The 19,593-nt window shown below is 64.6% G+C and carries 16 protein-coding genes and 1 pseudogene; 8 read left to right on the forward strand and 9 right to left on the reverse strand.

From position 1 onward, the window contains the following. Positions 1–77: 77 nt before the first annotated feature. The 5 genes and pseudogenes from NBM05_RS03735 to NBM05_RS03755 all read left to right on the forward strand — a co-directional run. Positions 78–353, forward strand: a pseudogene (locus NBM05_RS03735) (IS3 family transposase); the annotation flags it as partial. Between the two features lie 253 nt (positions 354–606). Then, positions 607–1,218 (forward strand): recombinase family protein, encoded by a 612-nt coding sequence (locus tag NBM05_RS03740; protein WP_254165210.1) that lies wholly within the window; start codon positions 607–609, stop codon positions 1,216–1,218. Between the two features lie 115 nt (positions 1,219–1,333). Next, a complete protein-coding gene (locus NBM05_RS03745) occupies positions 1,334–1,981 on the forward strand; it encodes a TetR/AcrR family transcriptional regulator (RefSeq protein ID WP_254165211.1) in 648 nt (215 codons plus the stop codon). Between the two features lie 475 nt (positions 1,982–2,456). Further along, entirely contained in the window at positions 2,457–2,927 is a 471-nt protein-coding gene (locus tag NBM05_RS03750) for a hypothetical protein (protein ID WP_254165212.1), read from the forward strand. 164 nt (positions 2,928–3,091) lie between these two features. Next, positions 3,092–3,430, forward strand: a complete 339-nt coding sequence (locus NBM05_RS03755; protein WP_254165214.1) for a hypothetical protein — start codon at positions 3,092–3,094, stop codon at positions 3,428–3,430. Here NBM05_RS03755 and NBM05_RS03760 read toward each other — a convergent pair. Continuing rightward, on the reverse strand, positions 3,402–3,731 hold the full coding sequence (locus tag NBM05_RS03760; protein WP_254165216.1) for an ASCH domain-containing protein: 330 nt from the start codon (positions 3,729–3,731) through the stop codon (positions 3,402–3,404). The genes NBM05_RS03755 and NBM05_RS03760 overlap by 29 nt on opposite strands. Positions 3,732–3,751: 20 nt before the next feature. Continuing rightward, positions 3,752–4,156 (reverse strand): hypothetical protein, encoded by a 405-nt coding sequence (locus NBM05_RS03765; RefSeq protein WP_254165218.1) that lies wholly within the window; start codon positions 4,154–4,156, stop codon positions 3,752–3,754. A 533-nt stretch (positions 4,157–4,689) separates the two neighbouring features. Here NBM05_RS03765 and mobF point away from each other — a divergent pair. The 3 genes from mobF to NBM05_RS03780 are packed head-to-tail and all read left to right on the forward strand — an operon-like array spanning position 4,690 to position 10,726. Beyond that, positions 4,690–9,402 (forward strand): MobF family relaxase, encoded by a 4,713-nt coding sequence (gene mobF, locus NBM05_RS03770; RefSeq protein WP_254165220.1) that lies wholly within the window; start codon positions 4,690–4,692, stop codon positions 9,400–9,402. Between the two features lie 27 nt (positions 9,403–9,429). Next, the gene (locus tag NBM05_RS03775) at positions 9,430–9,768 is read left to right on the forward strand and encodes a hypothetical protein (RefSeq protein ID WP_254165222.1); all 339 of its coding nucleotides are present in this window, start codon (positions 9,430–9,432) and stop codon (positions 9,766–9,768) included. Beyond that, positions 9,755–10,726, forward strand: a complete 972-nt coding sequence (locus NBM05_RS03780; protein WP_254165224.1) for a nucleotidyl transferase AbiEii/AbiGii toxin family protein — start codon at positions 9,755–9,757, stop codon at positions 10,724–10,726. Before NBM05_RS03775 ends, NBM05_RS03780 begins: the two co-directional genes overlap by 14 nt. Before the next feature lie 36 nt (positions 10,727–10,762). On the opposite strand, the gene NBM05_RS03785 is transcribed toward NBM05_RS03780, so the two are convergent. From NBM05_RS03785 to NBM05_RS03815, 7 genes are all read right to left on the reverse strand, one after another. After that, positions 10,763–12,505: a hypothetical protein gene (locus NBM05_RS03785; RefSeq protein ID WP_254165226.1), complete on the reverse strand. Its 1,743-nt coding sequence runs from the start codon at positions 12,503–12,505 to the stop codon at positions 10,763–10,765. 192 nt (positions 12,506–12,697) lie between these two features. Then, positions 12,698–13,705 carry a CPBP family intramembrane glutamic endopeptidase gene (locus NBM05_RS03790; RefSeq protein WP_254165228.1) on the reverse strand — a complete coding sequence of 336 codons (1,008 nt, stop codon included), beginning with the start codon at positions 13,703–13,705 and terminating at the stop codon, positions 12,698–12,700. A 22-nt stretch (positions 13,706–13,727) separates the two neighbouring features. Next, on the reverse strand, positions 13,728–14,360 hold the full coding sequence (locus NBM05_RS03795) for a hypothetical protein (protein ID WP_254165230.1): 633 nt from the start codon (positions 14,358–14,360) through the stop codon (positions 13,728–13,730). Next, positions 14,360–16,150 carry a type IV secretory system conjugative DNA transfer family protein gene (locus NBM05_RS03800; protein WP_254165233.1) on the reverse strand — a complete coding sequence of 597 codons (1,791 nt, stop codon included), beginning with the start codon at positions 16,148–16,150 and terminating at the stop codon, positions 14,360–14,362. The genes NBM05_RS03795 and NBM05_RS03800 overlap by 1 nt, the downstream gene beginning before the upstream one ends. Next, positions 16,150–16,737 (reverse strand): hypothetical protein, encoded by a 588-nt coding sequence (locus tag NBM05_RS03805; RefSeq protein ID WP_254165235.1) that lies wholly within the window; start codon positions 16,735–16,737, stop codon positions 16,150–16,152. Before NBM05_RS03805 ends, NBM05_RS03800 begins: the two co-directional genes overlap by 1 nt. Positions 16,738–16,753: 16 nt before the next feature. Next, on the reverse strand, positions 16,754–17,974 hold the full coding sequence (locus NBM05_RS03810; protein WP_254165237.1) for a CHAP domain-containing protein: 1,221 nt from the start codon (positions 17,972–17,974) through the stop codon (positions 16,754–16,756). 22 nt (positions 17,975–17,996) lie between these two features. Next, on the reverse strand, positions 17,997–19,592 hold the full coding sequence (locus NBM05_RS03815) for a putative type IV secretion/conjugal transfer ATPase (RefSeq protein WP_254165238.1): 1,596 nt from the start codon (positions 19,590–19,592) through the stop codon (positions 17,997–17,999). Position 19,593 lies beyond the last annotated feature (1 nt).

The following is a 19,593-nucleotide window of genomic DNA, read 5'->3' on the forward strand; positions in this document are numbered from 1 at the left end:
GTGGCGATACCAACACGAGCTGGTGAAGCGCCCTGGGTTTCTTGAAGACTCCTGATCTTGGAAACGAGGGTGGGGTTATGCCGGAGGAACCGGCGCATGGGAAGTCGACGACGCGTCGCTACTCGCTCTAGACGAAGGTCCCCGTACGGATGGTGAGGACGCTGCGCGCTGAACTAGGCGTGACGCAAGGGACCGCGCAGTGGGTCGCGACGCAGCTCGACTACGGGGTTGAGTCCGTGGGGATGTGAGTCAAGCAGGTCGACATCGACGATGGTGTCACCGCCGACGAGAGCAGCGCCGAAACGCAGCGAGTGCGTGAGCTGGAGCAGGAGGTCCGGGAGTTGCGTGGAGCCAAGCGACGGCAACAACTAGGGGATGCGTCAGAGATGTATCCGCGCACCTCCAGGTTCGTCTCCGTCAATCTGACAAAGCTAAGTCGAGATCGACCCTGCGCGGATCGAGGAGGCGGTGCGCGCAGCCGAGGAGCGCGCCGTCCCCCACTTTGACTACACCACCCAGTGGGCGTTGGGCTGCGCGGAGTTCATCGACCGCGAGATCATCGCGGCCCGCGCGAACAGCACCGCTGACAGGGAAGGCTGAATCGTCATGCGGATCGGATACGCCCGGGGCAGCATCCGGGACCAACGCGAGGCCCTAGAGGCCCTGGGCTGTGCCAAGGTCTTCACCGACGTCGCCAGTAGCACCCGGGCGAGTCGGCCCGGGCTGGAGCTGGCGAAGAGCCACGTCCGCGACGGCGACGTGTTGGTGGTGACCCGCGTGGACCGGCTCGGCCGGACCGCTTACGACACCTTGAAGACGATCAAGGAGCTCGACGAGTCCGGGGTGCGGGTGGAGGCGCAGAAGAAGAACCTGGACACCGGCACCCCGGCCGGACGCCTGGTGGTGACGGCGATGGCCGGCCTGACCGAGTGGGAACGGGACATCCTGCGCGAACGCACCCGCGAGGGACTGGCCCACGCCCGGGCCACCGGCCGGGCCGGTGGCCGCCCGCCGGCCCTGACTGGACCGGCGCGCGATGCCGCGCTGGCGCAGCTGGCCGGGGGCATGTCGGCGTCACAGGTGGCGGCGTTTCATGGGGTGTCGAAGTGGATGATCCAACGGCTTCAGCGCTCGGCTGCAACGGAGCGTGTGGATCAGGGGCTGACGTCTGAGGATGATCGCCTGATCACTGTGATTAAGGTCATGCTCCCAATGTGATGCGTTGACCCATCCGATTGGTCTGCCACAACGAATGCCTACTCGTTAGTAAACAACACCTAAGTCTTAACCATATGGCATGACTTAGGTGTAGATCATGAATGAAGGACACGACATGGGCAGGCGTTCAACGGCGAACAAGCAGCAGGTGACTCGCGGGATCATCGAGGCCGCCTCACGATGTTTCGCAGAATCCGGTTACGCCCAGATCACCGTTGACGACATCGCCCACGAAGCGAAGGTCTCGAAGCCGATGCTCTACCGCTACTTCGACTCCAAGGCCGAGCTCTATGAGGACGTGTTGAACGCCCATGTCCGGGAGTTCATGGGCCGTCTGGATGTGATCCTGGATCGGTTCTTGATCTTGGATCAGGCCTCGATCGTTCGGGAACTGCCGATCCTCGCGGTCTTCGTGAACTATGCGAAAGACTCTGATGATGGGTATCAACTGCTCTTCGAGTCGGAGGCCATCCACGACCCGGAATTCTCCGGGATCGTCCACGATTTCATCCGCTCGCTGCGGACCAAACTCCTCTCCGTGCCCTACCGATGCTTCAGTGAAGGTGTCACCGATGAGGCCCGGCATGCCGAATCCCAGGTGATCCTCGGTTCGACGATCAACATCGCCCGAAGGATCAGCGGAGCTCGTACCGAGCTCGAGGTGGAAGAGCTGACGGGTCTGTATCGCTCGCTGCTGCTGTTGCCCAGGATCGCCGAGATCGAACCGGACTGCGTGAAGAACCAGCTGAGATTGGCCTGTTAGAACTTCAGGAACCGGTGGCGCGGTGTTTCTTGTCGTTATCCAGGACCTGGCGCCCGGAGAGATCCCGTCCCAGCCCGTCGTGTGCTTCTGGGCGAGGTGCGCCTCGCGGAGATCGGTGCGAATCGCCAGTCCCACCAGGGCGCCTGGCCAGCCTCACCCTATCGGGGGAGGCCGGCCAGGCATCAGAACTTGCCTACGCAGCACCTATTTCACCGGTCCTGCGCAGGACTCGATGCACCGACCGGGCAGCACCGCAATCGACAAGGAGTAGCCACCGCGATCCGCGGGCCGCGATTCGTACTCCGGTCCAGTACTCTCGATCCGAGGATGACTCCAGGGCGCGGGCGGTGAGCTGTTGCAGGACCTGAAGTTCGCCCTACCACCCGTCATTATCCCGTCGTGCCAAGCGTGCGATCTCAGGCATCGCATGAGGCGATCCAGCTTCTTGCCGACATCAGCTGAAAGGCACCCCTCGATGAGCACCACCTCCGCTGCCCGACCCCTGGGGCTGATCTTCGCCGCCTCTCACGAGGCGGCGATGGCTCAGAGTATCCAGCGCATGGAGTACGGACTGAAGCGCCTAGACGATGAACATCAGACCCTGCTGCGCTACGGGGCCAGCGCTGAGGCGCTTGCTGCAAACCGGCTGACCCACCACCACCTTCAAGACCGCTATGCACAGCTCACCGATGCCTGGCACGTCGTCCGAGCCGAGCTCGAACTGATGCAGTCTTACACCGCATCTGTGGACCCGCTGCTTCCCCACAGGATCCGAGCACACGCTGGTCAACACTGCCCTTCCACTGCCACTGGCGCCCACCGTCCAGTCATCACCTGCACATCACATCCGGTGGGGATCACTGGAAGCGTCTCGGATTCGATGTATCAGTGCGCTGGCTGCGCGGTCACCCTCGGCGAGACCTCCACTCCGACCCAGATCGCATGAACCTGGCTCACCTAGACTCGATCGCATGAGGATCAGCGAGGAGCAGCGGTTCTGGCAGAAGGTCATCAAGGGGCCCCCGTGCGGATGACTGCTGGCTGTGGACCGGTGCGATTGGCGATGACGGGTACGGCCGATTCTGGACCACGCGCAACGGGGACCAGAAGATGATCCGCGCCCACCGCTACTCCCTCGCCCAGACCCACGGCGGCCTGGAGGCTATCGCCGAGCTCGAGGCCTGCCACACCTGCGATAACCCGATCTGCGTCCGCGTCGATGCGCACCACGTCTACCTCGGCACCCGGGTCGAGAACATGGCCGACCGCGCGCGACGTGGCCGGCACAACCGACAGACCGCGGCGCAGTTCTGGCGGTACCAGTCCCAGCAGGAACGCGCGGGCATGGCACGCGCCCTACGCGACCATGTCCTGGCCCACGGATGGGATCAGTCGATGATCGCTCACCTGTTACGGGGGGCTACCACGGGTCAGGGGCAGTTATTTTGAAGACCACCACGGTCAGCACGGCATCGTCGGGCATCGAGGGGTAGAAGTTGGTGCGCAGGTCCTCCACGAAGACGGCCATGTCCGTGCCGGGGAGTGCGTGGGCTTGTTCTGCGGTGAGCCGCGCGGCCGGGTAGGACTCGACGCTTTCGACCCATCCACGCATCGGCGGATAGTTCTCGTCGTCCCCGAAGTGGAAGGTGGCGGAGCCGGGGTGGATCTTCTCGTTCCAGCGCACGGTGGTTTGTTTCTGGTGGCGCAGGATCGGCCCGTAGTAGCTGGGGTGGAACATGATCTGCTGCATCGATGATTCCTCCGGGTGGATCAGGCAGCGGCTGCGCTCACCGAATCCTGCGTGGCTGCGTCGTTCGTCGACGAATCCGCGGCTGCGGTCTTGCTGGCACCGAGCTTGAGGTATCGGGCGACCTCACCGGTGGTGAGTTCCAGGCGTTCGGCGATCTGAGCGTTCTTCAGCCCCTCGGCCTTCATCTGCTGCACGTAGGTGGTCGCGTTCTCCGCCGGGGCATCGAGGCCCTTCAGCTGCTCCTCGAGCTCGGCGATCTTTGCCCGCAGCTCCTCGCGCTTGGCATCGACCTCCAGGGTCTCGGAGAAGAACCCCTCAGCCGCACCCAGCAGGCGCTGCTCGCGTTCCATCTGCGCGGCCGCCGCCGCCCGCGCGCGTTCCCGCGCGGCGATCTTCGTGGACGACTTTCGCTTCGGTGCAGCCATGATTCTTCCCCTCACATCACTAGCGGTCACAGACCCGAAAACTCCTGGTCGGGTAGGTACTGCCGAGTCTACACAGCGGCGTCCCACGACGACGCACGATCCATGACCCGAGGCCCGCCGCGGGCGCCGGTGCTGAGCCACTTCGGTGGCTCAGCACCGGCAACCGCGGAACGGTTTTACACCGTCGGCACGCTGCACCCAGGACGAGTCAGCCACCGTCCCAGCGAACACTTGCGTCTCATTGTCAGGCTGACTCGTCCTGTGCACAGCTCACGGCCATGGACAATCCCTGCACACAACCTCTCCCCCGCAAGCTCCTCCGAAGTTGTGCACAGCGCTTGACCACAGCCGTGGCCTCCCGTGCAAAACCGCGAGCATCACAGATGCTCGGACACCCTGAAGCGTCCAGAGCTGTTCCTCGTCGTTCCTCCTCGGACTCTGAACCCTTCAACGTCGTCACACCTCATGCATCCAATAACTACGGGACTGCTATTCTGAGCAATTCATAATTAGATGCGTGTAGAATCGTGCGCATGATGACCGTTCACAAGCTGTCGGCAGGCGACGGCTACCGCTACTACACCCACGAGGTGGCCAGCGGCGATCAGCTACGCGCTGAGGGACGGGAACTCGGGGACTACTACACCGTCGACGGGATGCCCCCGGGCCAGTGGGTCGGTCGAGGCATCGGCCATCTGGAGGTATCCGGCGAGGTCACCGAGGCGCAGATGGAAGCGCTGTTCGGCAACGCCGATGCCCCCATCGACCCCGAGAAGCTACGGGAAGCTTTCGCTGAAGCGCACCACAAGCACGAAGACGTCTATGCCCGTGTCATGGACCAGCAGCGCGTCGCCGCGGCGCAGAACGCATGGTTAGTTGTCGAGCCCTACCAGCAGGGAGCGACCCAGGAAGCCATCGCGCTGAAGGTCTCCGAGTCTCTGCCGGAGGGGCAGAGCATCGGCCAGACCGCGGTTGCAGCGCGACTGAATCAGTACCGTCTCGCGGGTAATGACATCGTGAAGATGAACCACCTCGACGGTGGGATGATCCCGCCGAATCGGCAGCAGTTCATCGACAGCTACTCGATGACTCCTGCCGAGACCAAGCACGCCGAATCCCTAGCAGCCAAGACCGCCGAGACCGAATCCGGGGACTGGCTGAAGGCCCAGCGGCTCGGGGGCAAGCCGCGCGAGTATCAGCCCAGTGAGTTCATGAACCGGGTCTCAGAAGAGGTCCGCCGGCACACCGCCACCCAGCACGAAGAACCCACCGGTGAGCAGACCAAGGCGATCCGGAACCGGGTCGGCGGGCAGCTCTACCGGGAGCTGCACGGACGCGATGCCACTCCCCCGGAACTTGTCCGATTCATCGCCAACGAGTCCAAGCCCAAGCAGCAGTCGGTCGCTGGCTACGACCTGGTCTTCACCCCGGTGAAGTCCGTGTCGATGGCCTGGGGACTCGGCGACACCCAACTACGCGAAGGCATCGAAGCCGCCCACAACAAGGCCGTCGCCGAGACCCTGACCTACCTCGAGGACAACGCCCTCTACACCCGACGTGGCCGGGATGGGGTGCGGCAGATCGACGTCGACGGCGGGCTGATCGCCACGAAGTTCCGCCACTACGACAACCGCACCGGGGACCCGAACCTCCACGATCACCTCGTGGTCGCCAACAGGGTCAAGGGTGCGGATGGGAAGTGGTCCACGGTCGATGGGCGGATGTTCTACCAGTACAACGTCGCGGCTTCCGAGCACTACAACGCCCGGATTCGTGAGCACCTGATGAGTGATCTCGGGGTGACTTTCGATGCGCGGGAGCAGCGGGGCAAGAAGATCTGGGAGCTCTCCGGCTTCACCCCGGACATGCTCTCGGAGTTCTCCTCCCGGCGGGTCTCGATCGACACCGCCCTGAAGAACCTCGAGCGGGACTTGATCGAACGCAACGGCCACGCCCCGACGCAGAAACAGCGCATCGCCTTATCCCAGCAGGCGACCCTGGCGACCCGGCCGACGAAGGACGGGCCGAGGTCCCTGGAGCAGATGAACGAGCAGTGGCAGGCCCAGGCGAAGGCCAAGACGAAGGACCTGCCCCTGGGCGAGAAGCTCCTGCCGTTCATCCAGAACAGTGCCCCCACCGATGAGAACGGTATCCGCCGCGGCCCCGGTGGCGGGGATGAACCGGGCCCCACGATCACCCCGACCGAGCACGCCCCGGGCATCCTCGAGGACCTGGAGGAGTCGAAGTCCACCTGGCGGATCTCCGACATTCAGGCCGCCACCGAACGCTACCTCGGGGACACCTTCCCGAACCAGATCATCCCCACCGCCACCGTTGCCGAGACGGTAGCCGCGGTGCGGGAGTCCTCCATCGGAATGACCCCGCACGATGACCTCCCGATCCCCGGTGCCTACCGGCGCGCGGACGGTTCTTCGATGTACCGGGTCGCCGGCAACGAACGCTTCACCTCCGCAGGTGTGATCGCCGCGGAACAGCACATCCTCGATGCCGCGGCCACCTCCCAGGTCATTCCCACCGCCACGCACGACGTCTTCCAGAACGCCTTGGGGCAGGTCGACCCCACACGGATCTCGGCCGCGCAGATCGCGATGGCCCGAGAGTTCACCACCGGAGAGCGACTGCTGGCCGTGGGCATCGGGCCGGCCGGTGCGGGTAAGACCACCTCGATGAAGCTCACCGTCGCCACCGTCGAAGGCGCCGGGAACAGCGTGCACGGGCTTGCGCCCACGGCGGCCGCGGCATCGGTGATGAGCACCGAACTCGGTATCCAGGCGACCACGATCGACTCCCTGCTCGGGCCCAACGGGGCCGAGGCGATCGAGAAGATCACCCCAGGCGACATGCTCCTGGTCGACGAGATCGGCATGGCCACCTCCCCGAAGCTCTCCGCCCTGCTGGACGTCGCCGAGCAGCGAGGCGCGGTCGTGCGCGGCATCGGTGACCAGCGGCAGCTCGCAGCGATCGGCGCCGGCGGTGCGCTGCGCCTGATCGACCAGCAGGTCGGTGCGGTCCACCTCGAGGACGTCTTCCGCTTCCGCAACGCCGACGGCACCGTGAACCACGAGGAGGTCGCCGCGTCCCTCGCGCTGCGCGAACCTGCGGCCCGCGGGGAGGACAAGCCCTTCGACTGGTACCTCGAGAATGGGCGGGTCACCGCTGGTGATCGCGATGTCATGGTCAAGGACCTGTTCACCAACTGGGTGACCCAGACCGAGGCCGGCAAGACCTCGCTGATGATGGCCCCGACCAACGACCTGGTCGACGAGCTCAACGAACTTGCCCAGGCCCGCCAGGCCCAGCGCGGCAAGCTCGACACGACTGGCCCGAACTTCACCACCGCTTCCAGTCACACCGTGCACGCTGGGGACACCATCGTCACCCGCCAGAACGCCCGCGCCCTGTCCACGAACCAGGGTAAGGACTTCGTGAAGAACGGGGACCTGTGGAACGTGGAGAAGATCAACGCCGACGGGTCGTTGAAGGTCCAGCACGAGAACCACCACGGCGTGCTCACCTTGCCGGCTTGGTACACCCGGGAGAACGTGGAGCTGGGCTACGCCTACACCGGCAACCGCGCCCAAGGCGCCCAGGCCCAGACCGCCGGCGCGATCCTCACCAGTAGCACCGACCGCGCCGGTGCCTACGTCCAGGGCACCCGCGGGCAGGAAGACAACCGGTTCTTCGTCGTAGTCGACGAGACCACCACACGCGATACCGTCCTGGAGACCATCGCCGGGAACTACGACCGCGACCTGTCCGTGCACGAGCAGACCCAGGCCGAGCGCGACACCCACCGGTCCGTGCCGCAGCGCCTGTCGAAGTACGAGGACCTGGAGCTCTACGCCCAGGAGCACGCGATGGCCCACGTAGCCCGCGAGGCCCTGGGTCGTGGCCGCGGCAACGAGATCGTCGGTTGCGAGGCGTGGCCGGCCCTGGCGCATGAGCTGGCCGATGCCACCGAGCACGGCCTGGATCCCGCCGGGGTGCTGGCGCGGGCGCACGATCAGCGGGACTTCGCCAACGTCGAGGATGACGCCGCGGTGCTGCACTGGCGCATCCAAGGACTGCGCGCAGCCGATGACGCCAAGCTTGATGCCGGGCACCCGCGCCCGTTCGCCGCGGTGCCCGACGAGCACCTGAACGAGCTCGCGACCCGCGCGGCCGCGAAGCAGCCGGCCCCCGAACCGGTGCTCGAGGACCCGAAGTGGCATACCCGCGAGTACGGCATGACCCCCACGCCCGAGTTGAACGCGCGCCGGGCGGAGCTGGCCGCGACGATGCGCGAGAACTCGAGCCCGCAGGATCGGTGGAAGATGGCCGAGATGGACGCAGAGGTCACCCGGCGTCGTTGGTCGACCCCGGCTCAGAAGGAGGCGGAGGAGATCGCCCGCGGGGAACGCGCGCGCGTGGAGCCCGGGCAGGACCACCACCTCACGCTGGCGCAGGCGTTGCGGGAGGAGCAGAAGATCCGCGCCGGACTGCTGCCCACCCGGGAAACCCCCGAGGTCCAGGCGCCGGAGAAGATCAGTCGCGGGGTCTCGGGGCACACGGTGAGCACGTACTGGCAGGACTACCAGTACACCCCGGCCGCCACCCGCGAGATGCTGGGCAAGCACCACGAGCAGATCGGCGAGCTGAACCGTCTCCGTGGGACCCAGATCGCCGAGCAGAAGCCCGTGTGGGCTGAGGCCCTGGGCGAGGTGCCGGCCAACCCGCGTAACGCCGAACGCTGGTACCGGGTGGCCGGTGAGGTCGATGCGTACCGGGCGAAGTACAACATCGCCGATACCGAGCCGGCACCGGTGCCGAAGGACTACGCTGCATCCGAGCGGGGCCAGTATCTCGCGCAGCAGGTCGTGGACGTGCACAAGCGCGGTGCACTCTCGAACCGGCCCGCGCGATCGGCGATCGAGAATGAGGCCACCGCCGAGCAGGTCGTGAAGCAGCGCGCCGAGACCGAGCAGCCGAGCCCGGCGGAGCAGAAGATCGACCCGGTCACCGCCGAGCGCAACGCGAAGCTGGACCGGCTGATGAACCGCACGAAGAAGAACCAGCCCACCCAGGCCCCGGAGAAGGCCGAGGACCGGAAGGACTCGATGCGCGAGAAGATCCGCAGGATCGAGGAGGCGCGCAAGCAGCAGCCCAACCGCGCCCCCGGGTACAAGCCCGGGCCCGAGCAGCCGAAGCCGACCGGACCCCGCCGCGGAATGGGCCCCGGCCTGTAGCGTTGTAGATACCAGAAGGAGGCCAGCATGACCGTTGAGAACCGTCTCAGTTTCGCAAACCGGAAGGTCTACTCGATCCCGGAGCGCTGGGAGGACCTGCACGGGCCCGACCACGGCGTGCTCGAGCTGCCCAACGCCCTGCACTGGGTCCCTGACCGCCGGATCGACCTGACGAACCCTGGCCAGCTGCGCATGGGCTACCGCGCGGTGCTCTGCGAAGGCCTCCCGAAGGACCAGGAGAAGTACCTGAACCCCGATCTGCTGCGCTCGATCTGGGCCGACATGATCATGCCCCCGCGCGTGCGCGCCCTCTGGCGCGCCCACTTCCCCGAGCACCTGCCGGAGACACCCTATGGCGTCCTCTAACGACGCCGAGCAGGCCCTGAAGTTCCAGCGGGAGGTCTCCAAGATCCTCCTGGAGCAGCTGAACCAGCACGGCTTCGTGCTCACCGGTTCCGGGGCGCTACGCGAGCACGGGCTGATCGACCGACCCACCCAGGACGTGGACATGTTCACCGAGATGTCCTCGGCCGAGCAGTTCAAGCCCGCCACCGACGAAGCCGTGCAGTCCTTGCGGGAGGCCGGCTACGACGTCGAGGTCCGCCGGGACTTCGACACGTTCAAGGACATCAACATCACCCGCGGGGACCAGCAGCTCGAGGTCGACTTCGGGGTCGACTACCGCGGGCACCAGCCGGCGCACATGGACATCGGCCCGGTCCTGTCGATGGAAGACGCCATCGGCAGCAAGGTCAGCGCCCTCTACGGCCGCGCGTACCCGCGTGATTTCCTCGACGTCGACTCCATCCGCCAGTCCGGGCGGTTCACCGACGAGCAGCTGATCGCGGCCGCGAAGGCCCAGGACCCCGGCCTGGAACAGCACCAGCTCGGCAAGATCATCCAGGGCATCGACCGGATGCACGCCGAGGAGGTCGCATCCTATGGCGTCAGCGAGGAGGAGTTCGAAGCGTTGAAGCAGCGCATGATCTCCTGGGGCAAGGAACTGACCGGCCAACCTCCCGCCGCACCGGAGACGCCGGCTGTGCGCGGGCTCGAGACAGACCGCGCGCTGCGCACCGAGGACACGGACCGGGAGCAGAAGATCCAGCGACTCCTCGACCGGACCGAGAAGGGCCCAAGGGCCGGCGCCGAGCCGAACGCGGCGCCGGAGCAGAAGCCGCAGCTGCGTCAGAAGCTCGACCAGGCCAAAGCGGATCAGCAGCGCCGCAGTATCGACCGGGGCCCGACGTACAAACCTGGCCCGAACGGAATGTGGGGAGCTCCAAGTAGGAGCGGTTTGTATGGGCCCCGGTTTGATCGCTGACTAGACTGATACCGGTCTTACCAACTCGATGTCGTACTAGCCATTCTGGCCGCTGGCGAAGCGCAGAGTCGGCACCGGTGGTTCTTCACCTTGAGATAATCCCCAGGGAGTCACCTGGCCGCTGGTGTCTTGCAGGTAATCCGGCGCGTAGACAACGAATACTTCTTCACCCGCGGGCGTGACCATAGCTGTCTTCGCCTCAACATCAATCTCACTCATCGCCCGCGGGTGGACGAATATCAATCGTGGGAGACGTAAGTCGCGACCCGCCAAGTGAGTCGTTGTTCCCTTCTCAGAGAACCACAAGACCATGTCGCCCTCCTCCGAGCTCAAGTCATTAGTGTCTGTGGAGGCCTGAAGGTTAACTTTTAAGGTGCGCCGGGGGGTCGGGGCCACGCCTCCTTCGAGCGCGATTCGCAGTGTGCGCAGCCACAACCGCTCGATAGGCTCAATAACTGCGGGCATGGGGAACGTCTGCCTAAGGTGTTGCTGGATAACAGCCAAATCATCCGCCGCCGACCGTAGTTCGTCAGCATGAGTCAGGTGGTCCTGGTTTACCTGCTGCTGGGGGGAACCCAAGACGTGAATTTTGTGCCCCTCGAGATGAACTTCCAGCGTTGCCGCCTGAGAGATGGCACAGATAATCGTCGCGCCATCGCGGACTTCGGCAGGGCGAGCCCCAGATGCTCGCTGGCTCATAGTAATATCTACGGATTGGCCCTCGGCGAAGGGCGCCCGCATCTTGACCGTCACACGACCAGACAGAGACATCTCCAAGGTGTAGCCAGCGTTCCCCGGCGCACTGTAAGAGACCGTGCCTTCATCATCAGCCAGTACGTCTCCGTCCTCATCCAGGATGACGAGCCTTACGGGCTTGCCTAGGAGATCCTCGTCCCCCTTTCCCGCCGAGATAATCAATTCACCGACCTCGCCTTGTAGCTTGAAGAATCCCGGACCCTGGTATTTGCCCAACTCGACGTACTCGCCAGGGACACGCAAAGTGCCCCTGTCTCCAAAACCGAAGACACCCTCGGTTTGGGCAATCAGTTCGCTAGCAGAGGCTGGTATCCGCAGTGTGAAGTCCTGCGAGATTGGGCTTACCTGACCAGCATGCGGATGCTTCGGGACCGGCGAAACCAAGGTCCGCTTGCCGTCATGCCAGAAGGAGACACCCCAATGAAGATCAGTACTGTCAGCAATTTCGCCCAATCCCTCAACACGAGAAACTAAGTCTGCTAAACCCCCTGCTAGGATGGCGCGCTCTTGCCCGTACACTTGCGCGGCCCGCATCGTATAATCATCATTACGCTCTAACAGATTTAAAATGTCAGGATGTTTCGATATCAGGACGTCCAGCCTCGGACGATCTATATATCTGATCTTTACGGAGGCAGCAGCGGAGAGGTCTTTTACCTCCCGGTGTTGTGGGAGAAGCGTGAGGAACTTGCTCATGGATTCGTGGATCTTACTAGGAAAGACCAGAACCCACTCGTCTGGATTGTGTTTCAGCGCAGACTTGAAGGATTTAGCGATCTGCCTCTTCCGTGAGTCGGGCTTACTGGTAAGCCCGTCCTTGTAGCACTTCAACTGGTAGATGATAGTTTTGGCCTCGTACTCAACGAGCACGTCCCGGCCGCCATCGCCTCCCGAGTCCTCGGGGGACCATACCTTCTTGGCGTCAGCATGAACCCGGTGGAGGAGAGCCTCTACGAGCTGGTCGAAGTCATTTTGCTCCAGCCGTTGCCAATCGGGTCGGACTTTCTGGCTTTTTTCCTTCATAGCGTCGCGCACTCCTAGTCTTAGCTACGAACCCAGGGTATGTCAGAGCATCAGCATTCGATGACTGATCACACAATTATCTCCAACTCAGTAACATCGACAGCTCAACCTCATCGAACAGGCCTGCCTAGACCCCGATAAAGGGTCTAGGCAGACAGACGGGCCGGACAAATAAGATCCTTAGTTTACTTGTCAGGCCCGCTGGCGGCGTCCTGTGAGTTCCGCGTGGACGGATTCGGGAGCATCGGGCCACCACCGGTCGCCGTGATCTGTCTCCGGTAGCGGATCTGACACCTCAGCCGCAGAGCTGAAGAGCTCCTGACGGGTCGGGAAGGTCTCGCTTTTGAATACGCCACGACGGCGCAGCAGTTGCCAGCCCTGGAAGCCCACCCAGAGCATCACCACGGCCGCGATCACTGCCAGGATGATCGCCACTGGCTCGACGAGCTCGAAGGCCTCTGGGTTGGTGAGGTTGAATGCCGAGACAGCGTTGTTGAACGTGTGTCCCAGCACCAGGCCCCACACGGTCGGGGCGATTCGCCAGATCAGGATGATCAGGAACGCCCAGATCAAGAACCCCGGGATCGCGTTGGGGCCGTAGTACAGGTGGAAGCTGAGCCTGGCCAACATGGCGAGCACGATCGCCATCCACGGTTTCACCCGGGCAAAGAGCATGAGCATGATGATGCCCGGCACCAGGGGAAGCTCCTCCTGCACGCCCGCACTGAGCACGTTGAGGAACAACCCGCCAGCGGCGTCGCCTTCGAATTGGGGCTGGTACTTGTAGGCAGTCTCCGGGGAGATGCGGTCAATCGCCACGGTCAGACCGTTCTTGATCTGCGAGGCGCCGAAGGCCATCAACCCACCCAGCAGTACCCAGCCCATCGTGCGGCGATTGACCGGATGGACGATCCCGGCCGAGCGGAAGCTGATTCCCAGGATCTTGAAGACCCCAGCCAGGATCGCTGTGACGACCACGATCACGGCCCAATCCTGGACGAACGCCTCCGTACTGGTCGCCCAGGGCGATTCATCGAGCTTGGGGTGAAAGAAGCTGTAGACGGCGCCGGAGGCTGCAAGTCCAAATTGGAGGTACAACAAAGTGACTCCGCCCCAGGCGATGACCAGGCACATCGGCCACTTTCGCAGCTCGAGGACGATCTCCCGGAGGCGATCGCGGATGGTTTTCTGCTTCGTCATGATGGGCTCCTGTCATGAGGTGCTAGAGGGTGTGGGTGCGGTCTACATCGGGGTGATCAGCGACGTCGCCGGCGATGATCTGCTCCATATCCGGGTCCGGGGAAAGGTCGACCGGGCTCATCTCCTGATGACCCTTTCGGGCGTCCCTGCACCCTTTGAGATGACGGTCGATCACCTCCAGCCCGGGCCAGAAGAACCGTCGGTGGTAGTCGGCGTAGGCGCTGGTCGGTGAGCGATGGTTGTACATCGCTTCCCACCAGGCTGCCCACATGCCCGTCAGCTCCTCCACCACGACGCCGTGCCGATACCAGCACGGCAAGATGTAGCGCGAGTGATCCGTGGAGAAGTAGCGCCGGTTGATCCAGGCGATGTAGTCGCTGAGGTGCTCCCAGAGCTTCTCGCGGTTCTCACCGGTGACGTAGCGCCAGGACCACAGGACCGGCTTGAACTTCTGCTCCCCGTCGTCGGTGAACTGATCCAGCAGCCACTTCACCGACTCCTGGAGCTCCCCCAGGGCGCCGTCGTGGGATTCGACCAGGCCCAGCAACCGGTCGAATGGGTCGGGCGACTCGTCGGGCTCCTCGGGGCCCTCGGGCTCAGGCGGCTCCGGAAGCTCGCCCGTCACCGGGTCGGCGTGCTCGTACTGCTCATCCATCACAGGCTCCAGTCGATCGCTTCAAGATCAGCCGGGCGACCGCAGTTGCGCGCGGTCTCCGAACGCATCCGCTGGATCTCCTTGCCGTCCTCGCGCTGCCAGTAACCGGTGAGCTTGACCTGCAACGGGGTGAGGTTGGCGTAGCGCAGGATCGCGGTGCCCTTGGCGATTTCGTTGATCTGCTTCGGAGTCATCACCTGCTCCTTCTGCGTCCCGACCTGAACGGAACGCCCACCGTTGGCTTGGCTGGTGGTCGAGCGGGTCTTCCGGTCGTAGGTGTCCATGAGATCGGAGAGCTCGCGGGTCTCATCGGTAACGCCCATACCGGGGAAGTAGTACTTGACGTTCGCGGCGTTGGCGATCTCCTTGGCCTGGGCATCGCCCCACCGGTCCTTCAGCTGCGAGGCTTCCTGGACGAAGACGCTGAGCTCGATGCCACGGCCGCCGGAGTCGGTGACCAGCGAGCCCATCTTCGGGAACGCCGCGAGGTTCGCTGCCTCATCCAGCACAGCCCTGAACGGCGGCCAGAACCGGCCGCCGGGGCGGCTGATGGCCTGGCGCTTGGCCTCGTCGAGGACCTCGGAGGCGAACATCGAGGTGATCGGGCCGGCGCCGTTGTTCTCGGAAGGATCGGCCAGCAGAATCAAGGTGTCGTGCGAGCTGAGGAAGGCGGCGATGTCGAAGGCGTCCTCGGCGCGGCAGGTGAGCTGTTCCATCACGCGCGGCAGGGCCAGGGGCTCCAACAGCTCCGAGAGCGCGGACTGCACCGCGAAGTTGCCCTCCCCGTTGTCCCCGGACTGCATGCCCTGGAGGTAGGACAGCGCGTCACGGGCTCCCGGGACCGTCTGGTGCTGGCGCAGCAGCTCGACCGGTTCGGGGTCCATGAGGTTGTTGCCCCACTGCTTGACGTCTTCCATGCTCTTGTCGGAGATCGCGGCCGTGAACAGCATGCGCCCCAGGATGTTGCCGGCCCGGGAGTTGAACCAGTCCCCGCCCTTCACGCCCTTCATCGGCTGAGCGCTGCCCCAGGCCTTCCCCCGGCGCAGCGCGACCTCGATGTCCTCGGAGCCAACCACCGGGTTCCACATCGCCTTGCGATGCCAGCCGGAGATGCCCATCAAATCGAAGGCCCACGCTAGGCCGCCCTTCTGTTCCCGAGGGGCGGCGGTGATGTCGAGAATGTCCGCCTTCGTGGAGGTGGTGATGACAGCACCCGGGGCGTCGATGACCCACCCGGCTGCGAGGTAGGCGGTCTTGCCGCTTCGGGGGATCGCGTAGATCAGCTTCGATTCCTCGGACTGGCCGTAGAGCTTCTTGCCCTGGGCGATACCGAGCTCGGTGACCAGCATCTGCGGGGGGATCTCGTCGACGACCTTCTCCAGGCGCTTGCGCTCCTCCTTCGGCTTGGAGGGGTCGATCATGATGTTCTTCAGCGGCTCGCGCGCGGACTTCAGCGCCGCGTCGTAGCTCAGGGTGTCCTTGACGTCCTTGTACGTGGCCCGGTGCGGGAGAGCCTGCTTGTCCGAGCTCCCGCGGCCACCGCTGGTCTTGACCCCCACCAGATACGACACCACGGCCAATCCGATGCCGATCAGCACGCACAGGATCAGGATCGTCCAGAACAGTACCCCCATCTCGGCGGTGCCGGCGGAGTACAACCCCGCCAGGTCAAAGACGTTCTTCTCCCAGGTGCCGGTGGCCACCCGCGCGGTGAGCGTGGCCGCGGCGTAGATGCCTCCGATCACGCCGGCGAAGACGAAGAACACGGCGAATTTCGCGGCGGTTTCCATTACTGGGCCTCCTTGGCTGAAGTGGGGGCGATGGTGTCCACGCGCATCTGCGCGCCGACGTTCTCGCGGGTCACGGCGATCTGCCACACGCCCTTGTCGGTGGCCAGGCTGATCACTGCCCGATGGGGGTTGGCGGTGAAGGAACTGGACTCGACTCCGGTCACCTCTGTGACGGTCGTGTAGGACGGGTCAAAGCGCAGGTGATCGGTCTTGAACCGGTCAGTGGTCTGGTTCGCCAAGGACTCGTGCCAGGCCTGTTCGTCGATCTGGGCGATGTACTTGCCCATCACCTCCCACGCCAGGTCCGTGGCCTCCTCCTGGTCGTCCTGGCTCCACTGCTTGAAGACTTCCGTCTGGTCCGGGGCCGCGGTCGGTGTGCTCCCGGCGTCATCGGCCGGGTCCGGGGCACCGAACTGGCCGTAGCGCTCGGATTGCTGGGCTTCTTCTTCGGTGATCACGTCCGGGTCCTGACTCTGTTCGGGAGTAGCCGATGAAGCGGGCTTGATCGCGACGTAGGTTGCCGCGCCGGCGGCACCGAAAACGGCCAATCCCAGGACGATGATCGCGATGATCTGGCTTCTCTTCATGATCTGGGCCTTTCCGTTATGCCTTCTCGCTGTCGGGGATGTGCAGGTAGTTCGAGACCCCTGCCGCGTCCATCTCCCGGGTGTCGTATCCGTAGGGAACCAGCGCGTTGTACTCCTCGAGCAGGACCTTGTCCCCGCGGACTTCCTTGACCACCGCGACGTGGCCGTATTCGGGGTGGGACCCGGAGGCACCGGGGGCGAAGTGCGCGACGGCGCCGACTTCCGGTTCGTTATCGACCGGCCAGCCCTTGGCCTCCCAGGTCTTGGCCCACTCGTATCCGTTGCCCAGACGCATGCCCTCGACGAAGGAGGTGTTGGTGTACTTGGGCTTGTTCGGGTCATGGGCCCCGAGCTGCTGGTTCACACGCCAGAATGCGAAGTCCACGCACTGGCGGTTGTAGAACGCGGTGATCGCGTTGGCGGCTGAGGTATCCGAATCTGGCCAGGGGTAGTCATCCTCCCCGGAGGTCTCCCCACCGGAGTACCCGCCTTCCTTCTTCGGCTTCTCCCCGGAGGCGCAGTTCTGCCCCTCGGCGGAGCTGGAGCCCTCGTCCTGGTCCTCGGATTCGTCATCGCTAGAGTCGGCTTCGGGTGCTTCCGATTCCTCAGCGAGATCCTCAGACTCGGTGCTGTCACCGGATTCGTAGGCCTTGGCCTTCTCCTTGATCAGCGGGACGTAGTTCTCCGTCTCGGGGTAGGGCGGGATGCCACCGTACTGGTGCACCGCGCCTTCCCCGGCGTTGTACCCGGCCAGTGCGAGATCGACCTGATCGGTGCCGGAGGACCCAGCGAGATCCTTGACCGATTTCATGATGTCGCGCATGTACTCGCCCTGGGCCTGGATCGCGGCCAAAGGATCTGACTGGGGCTTGCCGTGCGAGTACTTCTCCCAGGTCGAGGGGATGAACTGGGTCAGCCCCGAGGCCCCGGCCGGGGACTGGGCATCAGGATTCCACTGGGATTCCTGCTCGATCTGGCCTGCCAGGATGTGGGAGGGGACCCCGGAAACCTTGGAGGCATCCACGATCGCATCGGCCCATTCCTTCTTCGGGATCTCCCCGGCCACCGCTTGCCCGCCACCGGGGTTATCCGATGACCCGGCCGGCGCGCAGCCGGCGGCGGCCGGTTCCGGGCCACCGCCGAGCAGGATCACCGGCAAGGTGCAGATGACCCCGAAACAGATCACGACCGCGGCCACGATGCCCAGGATCAGCCCGCCGGAGTTCTTCTCACCCATGATCGCCCCCCTCCTCGGTTGCTTACTTCTTCTCGAAGAAGCGCGCGTCAGTGATGTGCGTGGACTTCAGCGTCGCCGGCTTCGGGGACTTCACGGGGATGCCCATCGACTCCCCCACCTTCCACAGCGCCTTGCCCGCCCCGGCCGGTGGCGCGGAGTGGTCCGCGGTCGGTGCCAGCCCGGAGGCGGTCTTGTAGTTCGACGCGTTCTCCAGGCCCTGGGACCCGGCGGTGAAGGAACTGACCCGGGACATCTCCACATGGGTCAGCGGGCGGACCTCGGAGAGGGCGGCCAGATCGTCATCGGACATCGCCATCATCACCCACAGCCCGCAGCGCTTCATCAGGTCCTTGGCGATGTTCCGCTCGGATTCGGTGGACAGCATCGCGAAGTCCTTGGGCGAGTGGGTCACCTTCCACTCCCCCACGCCCTTGGACCGGTTGGTCCGGGAGAGATGGTCGGCCTCGTTGATCATGCCCTGGGCCATGCGGATGGGGAACCAGAACTCATCCATCAACGAGGAGTACCCGCGCCAGACGGTTTTCGGGGTGTAGTGATCCCCGGCGGCCGCGGCCTCGGCGGCCAGGCGCAGCTCGTGCTGGGCCAGCTCCCAGTGCGCGTCGATGGCGTCCATGCCCAGCCGCCAGGTGCTCATCATCGTCGCGGAGATCATCTTCGAATCTCCGGTAGGGATCGCGGAGGAGTCGAAGCAGAATCCGGCCGGGTTACCTGGGTCGATGCTCATCCCGGTCTCGGAGAAGATCTCGGAGAGTTCCCCGTAGACCAGGGAGGCGATCGAGCGGTACAGGGAGAGGTAGATCGTCTTGAACTTCTCTTCCTCCCCGGTGTGCAGCCCGGCGGCCTGGATCGCCCGTTCGGAGGGGTGATCGAAGAACGCCATCAGTGCCCCCAGGGAGGGCATCTTCTCGGTGGCCATGACGTGCTCGACGGCGAGCTTGATCATGGTCTCTTCCGAGTCGTCCAGGACCTTCTCCATGCCGCGGTTGATCCTGATCAGGGCCACGACGTTGGAGACGACCTTCTTCACCCCGTCGTTGATCATCGACTCCCCGACCTCACCGCCGATCATCTGACCGGCTGCGGTCAGCGGGCCCGGGTCCATCGGGTTGATCTTGGACCGCCCGCCGGTGGGCCCGAGCTGGAAGACCTTGGCGCCGGCTTCCTCGGCGTACTGGACGTATTCGCCCTTGATCGGGTCGAAGATCGCCAGCGGTGTCCCGGTGGCGTTGAGGGAACCGGCGACCAGCAGCGACAGGGAGGACTTGCCGTAGCCGTTGAGCCCGAACAGCATCGCCGCCGGGGCGGTGATGGCCTTGGCCGAGTACAGCGAGAGGTGGTCCATCGCCACCGCGGTCCCGGTGGTCATGTCATAGCCGATCGGGGCACCCCGCCTAGGCCGGTTGGTGCCGGCGATGAACGGGTACATCCCGGACATGTCCCGGTCGGTTTCCATCCAGCGTCGGGGCTGGGCGACCCGGTCCCAGGCCCCACCGTGCACGCCCTTGGCCCCGCGGCGGGTGTCCTTCTGGACCGGGATGATCGCCGGGCCGGTCTGCTTGGTCTTGGACTTCAGGTCATCGGTCTTCTTCAGCAGCATC

Origin of the sequence: Rothia santali (assembly GCF_024199905.1) — a bacterium.
Lineage (GTDB): Bacteria > Actinomycetota > Actinomycetes > Actinomycetales > Micrococcaceae > Rothia > Rothia santali.